This window comes from Methylophaga sp. UBA1464 (assembly GCF_002325665.1).
GTDB lineage: Bacteria > Pseudomonadota > Gammaproteobacteria > Nitrosococcales > Methylophagaceae > Methylophaga.
In genome coordinates, this window is the sequence record NZ_DCSO01000003.1 from 1 (window position 1) to 2151 (window position 2151).

The following is a 2151-nucleotide window of genomic DNA, read 5'->3' on the forward strand; positions in this document are numbered from 1 at the left end:
ACAGGCCGGCGCGCGCCTCCCTGGCGCGCCGGCATACAGTCCATCCGTGGACATAAGTGTTGCATTTTCAGCCACAACAGAGGCGGCTATGAAAGATCAACAAGCCTTCGGGTGAAGCTAACATATTCCTATGAATGATTGATTAATACAGGATAAAGACCAAAAAACCGAGTATAAACAATGTTATATATTTTTATATTTTGGCTAAATAGCGGGCAAAATTCCCGTTCCAGACTGATGTATAGTCATAAAACTTGTTGCAGATGATTTCGGGAGGCAAATTGTTATGGCCAGTGTATTGAAAACCACTCATCACGGCGGTTGTCCACATGATTGCCCTGATACCTGTTCGATGGTCTATGAAGTTGAAAATGGTCAGTTAATCTCTGTCCGGGGTAATGCTGACCATCCAATGACCCGTGGCGGCTTGTGCGTCAAACTCAAAGACTACGAAAAACGTCATTACCATCCCGAACGTGTTTTACATCCCATGCGTCGAACCGGCCCCAAGGGCAGTGGCCAGTTTGAACAAATCAGCTGGGATGAAGCACTCACCGAAATCACCGATCGCTGGAAAGCGATTATTGATGAATATGGGCCTCAGGCCATCATTCCTTATAGTTATCTTGGTAATCAGGGACTGGTTCATGGCCTGAATGGCGGCGATGCTTTCTTTAATAAAATGGGCGCGACCGTTTGTGAACGTACCTTTTGTGGTGAAGGCTCGTGTACCGCCTGGCTGTTAACCGTTGGTCCAACTGCTGGCGTGGATCCGGAAAGCTTTATTCATTCTAAATACATCATTATCTGGGGCTGCAATTCCGTCAGCACTAATCTGCATCACTGGCATATCGTTAAAGATGCTCAGAAACGCGGTGCCAAAGTCATTGTTATTGATCCTTACAAATCCAAAACAGCCAAAGAAGCCGATTGGCATATTGCCCCCAAACCGGGCACTGATGGTGCGCTTGCTATGGCAATGATGCACACCATCATTGAGGAAGGATTAGTCGATCAGGATTATGTAGATAACTATACTGTTGGATATGCCGAACTGGCTGAACGCGCTAAACAACGAACACCAGAATGGGCTGAAGATATTACCGGAGTAAGCGCTCACGATATTCGACAGCTTGCTCGCGAATTTGCCACCACTCAACCTGCAGCCATTCGTCTGGGGGTTGCCTTGGAACGTAATTATGGTGGAGGTCAGGCCATTCGGGCTATCAGCTCCTTACCGGCATTAGTCGGCGCATGGCGACATGTTGGGGGTGGCGCTTTACAATTCCCGGTATGGGAACACCCCTATAAATTTGATGTTATCTGTCGTCCCGATTTAATTCCGGAAGGCACTCGGGTGATTAATGCGATTCAGATTGGCCGGGCCTTAACCAATGAAATGAATCTTGATATTCCGATCAAATCGATGATGTGCTGGAATGCCAATCCTGTTACTCAGGCGGCTGAAACAGACAAAATCGTGGCGGGACTCATGCGGGAAGATTTATTTCTGGTATCGGCGGAACATTTTCTATCTGACACCGCTTCATTTGCCGATATCGTTTTGCCTGCATCAATGGGTGCTGAAATGGAAGATATGGTGTTGTCATGGGGTCATCTCTATCTCACCTACAATGAAAAATGTGTTGATTCGCCCGGTGAAGCCATTCCGAACAATGAAATCTTCCGCCGCCTTGCTGCCAAAATGGGCTATGAAGAAGAAAATTTCAAATGGAACGATAGTGAATGTCTGGAAAACTATGTGGACTGGGACTCTCCAGCCTGTGAAGGCATTGATTTAGCCTATCTGCGTGAACATGGTTTTGCACGACTTAATGTGGGTACCAGAGACAATCGGGCACCACATAAGGTCGGAAATTTTCCAACAGCTTCCGGCAAATGTCATTTCCGTATTGATGATGCCACCAACTTTGTTGCCGGCCCGTTCAGACAGATGTATGACGGCTTTCAACCTGGTGAACCGCTGGATAGCCTACCTGACTACGTGGCTTCAAGAGAAACGCCTCAGTCTAATCCTGAACTGGCTAAACGTTTCCCGCTGAATATCATTTCTCCGAAGAGTCATGGCTTCTTGAATTCCTGTTACGCCAATATGGATAATAAACTCAAAGCACAAGGCGATCAGTTTGT

Annotated in this window: 1 protein-coding gene; it reads left to right on the forward strand. The window is 46.9% G+C overall.

The window, feature by feature from the left end; genetic code table 11:
- Positions 1-286: 286 nt before the first annotated feature.
- Positions 287-2151 (forward strand): molybdopterin-dependent oxidoreductase (locus tag B3O33_RS00320; protein WP_292362707.1); only part of this gene is annotated, 1865 nt, incomplete at its 3' end.